The organism is Mycobacterium sp. (assembly GCF_032161845.1).
Taxonomy (GTDB): Bacteria; Actinomycetota; Actinomycetes; order Mycobacteriales; family Mycobacteriaceae; genus Mycobacterium.
In genome coordinates, this window is record NZ_JAVRQA010000034.1 from 1 (window position 1) to 4774 (window position 4774).

Consider the following 4774-nt stretch of genomic DNA (forward strand, 5'->3'; position numbering starts at 1 on the left):
GATCGCCTTGCACATCGGGCTGAACACCACCCTGGACGCGTTGGCACAGCGCGATCCCACCCCGCAGCGCGGCATCTTCGTGCCGATGGTGGCATTGTCGAGCGCGGACGCGATGGGGATGTGGCTGTTGACCGGTATCTTCGAGCGCTTCCCGCGGCTCAAGACGGTGTTCGTCGAACCCGGCGTGGGGTGGGTCAGCTGGTGGCTCTACACCGTCGATGACATGAATACCCGCCAGGGCTACGAGTTTCCCGGGCTCAAGGAGCTACCCAGCCACTACTTCCGGCAGAACATGTACGTCACGTTCATCGACGAGCCCGGCGTTCTGCAGCACGGCAGGGAACGGCTCGGCGTGGACAACATCATGTGGTCCTCGGACTACCCGCACCCGGTGTCGAGCTGGCCGCACTCCCAGGACATCGCCACCCACCTGTTCCCCGACGCCACCACCGAGGAGCGCGACAAGCTGTTGTTCCGCAACGCCGAACGCGTCTGGAATCTCTGAAAGGCAATGATGTTGGGCGTATTCGATGGCCTGAAGGTCTTGGATCTGTCGTGGGGGATCGCCGGCCCCATTGCCACGATGCTCATGGCAGATCACGGGGCGCAGGTCACCAGAATCGAACGGCCGCAGGGCGATCCGTTCCCGTCGTTGCCGGGATACCGCGTGTGGCATCGCGGCAAGCGCAGTGCCGTGCTCGACCTGAAGGATCCCGATGACCACGACCTGTTCGTACGGCTGGTGGCGGCAGCCGACGTCCTCGTCGAGAGCTTCTCACCGGGCGTCATGGAGCGCCTCGGCTTGGGCTACGACACTCTCTCGGCGGTCAATCCGAGGCTCATCTATGTCTCGATAACCGGCTACGGCAAGGACACTAGCGTCGCCGATCGGCCTGGTTACGACAGCCTCGTGATGGCCCGAACGGGTTTGCAGTTCGACCAGGTCGGACGGGTGGGCGGCCACCTGCACCACATCAACGGCGACCCCGAATACCCTCTCGCAGACCTGGACACGCCCGAGGGCGTGACGGATGGCCCGAATCGTGACGGACCACTGTTCTCGGCATCCCCGTGGCCGAGCGTAAGCGCGGCATACCTTGCCGCGATCGGGATTGGGGCGGCGCTCGTCGCGCGAGAATCCACCGGCCGCGGGCAACTCGTCGAGACCTCACTTCTGCAGGGCGCATTGGCTGCGGGCACCGGCGCTCTGCAGCGCGCCGCGAATGTCGAGGCGCCGTGGTTTTGGACCTGGGTGTTCGATCAACGTGCCTCGAAGGGGTTCTTCGAGTGCGCGGACGGCCGCTGGATCCAGCACTGGGTACCGAATCCGAAGTTCGTTCTCGGATCATCGGTGGGCGATACTCTCGAGCCCGCCGGTGTTCGCCCAACCGAAGACCCAGATCGGATCCTGACCGGCCCGGAGGATCTGATCGTCTACTGGCATTACCTGCCTCAGATGCGTTCTGCGTTCGCCAGGTTCACTTCCGCCGAATGGGTCGAGGCGGCGCGAGTGGCGGGCGTTTGTCTGCAGATCGTACAGTCCCCAACCGAGGCCCTCACTGACGAACACATGCTCGCCGACGGCTGTGTAGCCGTGGTCGAAGATCCGGAGCTGGGCCCGCTGCACCAGGTGGGTTCGGTGATCCGGTTGGACCGCAGTCCGGGCAAGCCAACCAAGGGCGCCCCCCGCAGGGGTGAGCACACCGCGGAGGTCCGGGCCGAGGCCGCGGCACCTGGGGCGATCGCGTCGCGATCGACCGAGGTGACGCCGACGGGCAAGCCGCCCCTGGACGGTGTGCTGGTCGTCGATCTGGGCTTGGCGATCGCAGGTCCCTTCGGTACTCAGCTCCTCTCGGACCTCGGCGCCACGGTGATCAAGGTCAACACGCTATGGGATGGCTTCTGGCACTCGACGCACATCGCGTTCGCCGCCAACCGCGGAAAGCAGAGCCTTTCGGTCAACCTGAAGGACCCACGCGGACTTGAAGCCGTCCGGCGGCTCATCGACTCGGCGGACATCGTTCAGCACAACATGCGCTACGGTGCAGCAGTTCGCCTCGGCCTCGACTACGAATCGGTGAAGACGACCAATCCCGAAGTAATCTACTGCCATACAAGGGGATTCGATCGTGGCTATCGCGATGGACAGCCTGGCAATGATCAGACAGGGGCCGCACTGGCCGGACTGGAGTGGGCCGACGGGGGTATGGACGATGGGGGAACCCCCCTGTGGGCGCTGACGTCATTGGGTGACACGGGCAACGGATTCCTGTCGGCGTTCGGCATGCTCCAGGCGTACTACGATCGCCTGCGCACCGGCAAGGGACAGTTCGTGGATACCTCGATCCTGTACGCCTGCCTGTTGACGGCGTCCGGCACCTACGTCGATGCCAACGGTGTGGAGGCCGACCGGCCCAAGCTCGACAAGCTACTGCTCGGGTTCAGCGCGCTCTATGGCCTATACGAGACGGCGGACGGCTGGCTGACCATCACTGCCATCACCGACGACCACTGGACCGCCTTGACCCACGTCCTCGGTAACGATGCGCTCGGCGCGGCCGCCGAGTTCGCCGACGCAGCCGGGCGCCGCGCCAATGATGCGGTGCTGCGCAAGGAGATCGAGACGATTCTCGGCACGCGCACCGCGCAGGAATGGCGCGAGGCATTCGACACCGCGGGAGTGCCGGCCGAGGTGAGTGATCCGGACTTCTCGCGCCACGTCTTCGACGACGAGGAGCTGATCGCGCGGAAGTGGGTGACGTCCTATCCGCAACCGTTGGTCGGAAAGTTCGAGCAGACGGGTCTTGGCGTCGACCTCTCCGATACGCCCGGTGTGATCCAGGGCCCGCCGCTGACAGTCGGTTCCGACAGTCGCGAGATCCTTTCGTCGGTTCTCGGATACGGAGACGACGAAATCGACGCGTTGGTGAAGGACGGTGTTATCGGCCAGGCCCAGGAAGTTTCGGCCACCGCGTGAGTGGTTTTGTGACTCTTCGTCATTCATCCGGTCGTGGCTCCTCTAGGGTCGCAGTAGCGAAGGAGGCAAGGCTGTGCAGATCACTGAGCCGGCCTCCACACTGACTTCGCCGCACCGTTTTCGCGCTCGCTACGACGTCACTCATGTGGTCGATGAACCGGGGGATTGGTTCGTCTCGGCCGAATTGCTGGTACCGGCGTCGGTGTCCGATGCCGACCATGTGACGGTGTTGTGCTGCACTCCCGGCGGCGGTTGCACGGGTGAATACTTCGACCTGGGCGAGCCAGATGCGGGATTCAGCTTTGCTCAGTACGCCCTGGCGGCTGGGTTCGCCTGCATCTTGATCGACAACTTAGGCACAGGGCGATCGACTCCAGGCGCCGATCCATGGATCTCCCCGCAGAACGTCGCGCGCGCGAACGCCGAGGGATTCACGCGGGCGACCGAAGAGCTGCGCTCCCAGCTCCCGGCGTCGGTTACGGTCGCGACGGTGGGGATCGGGCACTCGATGGGGGCGATGCTCACGCTCATGGCACAGGCCATGATCGGACAGCACGTCGCCATTGCCTGCCTGGGCTTCAGCCCGTCGGGGTTGCCCAGTGTGCTGAGCCCTGACGAAGTACGCATCGCCAACGTCGGCCCGCTGTCATATGAGTCCCTCGCGCGTCTTGCCCGACAGCGCTTTTCAGAAGCCGGCCGACCATCGGTAGAAGGGCAGACGAAGGCCCCCTTCCCATTCGTGCTGCCTGATACCGATCCCGCGGCGCTGAACGCACTTGCCGCCACCGCCACCAACCTGTTGCCGGTGCTCGCGACGCTTTCCCTGCTGCCTGGCAGTGTCATCCAATACATCCGCCAGATCACCGCACCGGTGTTCATCGGCGGCGGCGATCACGAACCTTGGCACAAGGCGTCCGAGTTGGTGCCAATCTTTGAGAACAGCAACGATATTTCTTTCTATTCGTTGATCGACTCGGCCCACAACCACAACGTTGCGACCACTCGAGAACTGCTCTGGCGGCGGCTGTTGGGCTGGGCAGCCGTCGTCGCGACGGCCGACCCGACGCCCACCAGATCGTGACCGCGTCCGGCGGATCTCGCGTGCCTGGATCAATACACTCCAATGAAGGAGCGCTGGTATGAAAACGGGACAGCAAATGAGAAGTGTCGTGTGCTCGGGCAAGGTCATCGTCCTGCGAGCACCGAAAGATCAAGCGGCGGTGCTTAGTTGCGGTGGACTGCCGATGGTCGACGCGGCGTCGGACGCGCCCCAGCAGACGCAGCCCACGGATTCCGCACTACTGGGCGGCAGCCTGATGGGCAAGCGCTACAGCGAGCCCGAATCGGGCCTTCAACTGCTCTGCGTGACCAGCGGGCAGGGCACGTTGGCCGTGGACGGCCGCCCGCTGGGGATCGAAGCCCCCAAGCAACTTCCCTCCTCGGATTGACATCGACACGTCGACCGCCGGAATCCCGCGGACGGACCCGATACCACAGGAGTACAGATGGTCAACGTCATACCGCCGATGCCGTCCCGCGTCGACGACTACTTCTGGCAGGCGGCCCGCGAATCACGTCTCGTTGCCCGACGCTGCCTCGAATGCGGTGCGCTGCAACATCCCCCCGCCCCGATGTGCCCGCATTGTCAGTCGCTGGACTTCGCCGTCGAGAACCTGTCCGGGCGCGGAATCATCTACAGCTGGATCGTGTCGCGGCATCCCTCGACACCTGAGTCGGACGCGCGCATCGTCGCCGTGGTGGACCTCGAGGAGGGAATTCGGATGGTCAGCAACATCG

Annotated in this window: 5 protein-coding genes; all 5 read left to right on the plus strand. The window is 64.4% G+C overall.

Going from position 1 to position 4774, the window contains the following annotated elements; translation table 11 throughout:
• Nucleotides 1–505, plus strand: a 505-nt coding sequence (locus QOD90_RS02105; RefSeq protein WP_526346197.1) for an amidohydrolase family protein, incomplete at its 5' end; no start/stop codon positions are given.
• Between the two features lie 9 nt (nt 506–514).
• Nucleotides 515–2977, plus strand: coding sequence for a CaiB/BaiF CoA transferase family protein (locus tag QOD90_RS02110; RefSeq protein WP_526346199.1), 2463 nt, complete (start codon nt 515–517; stop codon nt 2975–2977).
• A gap of 73 nt (nt 2978–3050) precedes the next feature.
• Entirely contained in the window at nt 3051–4058 is a 1008-nt protein-coding gene (locus QOD90_RS02115) for an alpha/beta fold hydrolase (RefSeq protein WP_526346201.1), read from the plus strand.
• A gap of 76 nt (nt 4059–4134) precedes the next feature.
• Nucleotides 4135–4425 (plus strand): hypothetical protein, encoded by a 291-nt coding sequence (locus QOD90_RS02120; RefSeq protein ID WP_526346203.1) that lies wholly within the window; start codon nt 4135–4137, stop codon nt 4423–4425.
• A 57-nt stretch (nt 4426–4482) separates the two neighbouring features.
• Nucleotides 4483–4774, plus strand: a 292-nt coding sequence (locus QOD90_RS02125) for a Zn-ribbon domain-containing OB-fold protein (protein WP_526346205.1), incomplete at its 3' end; no start/stop codon positions are given.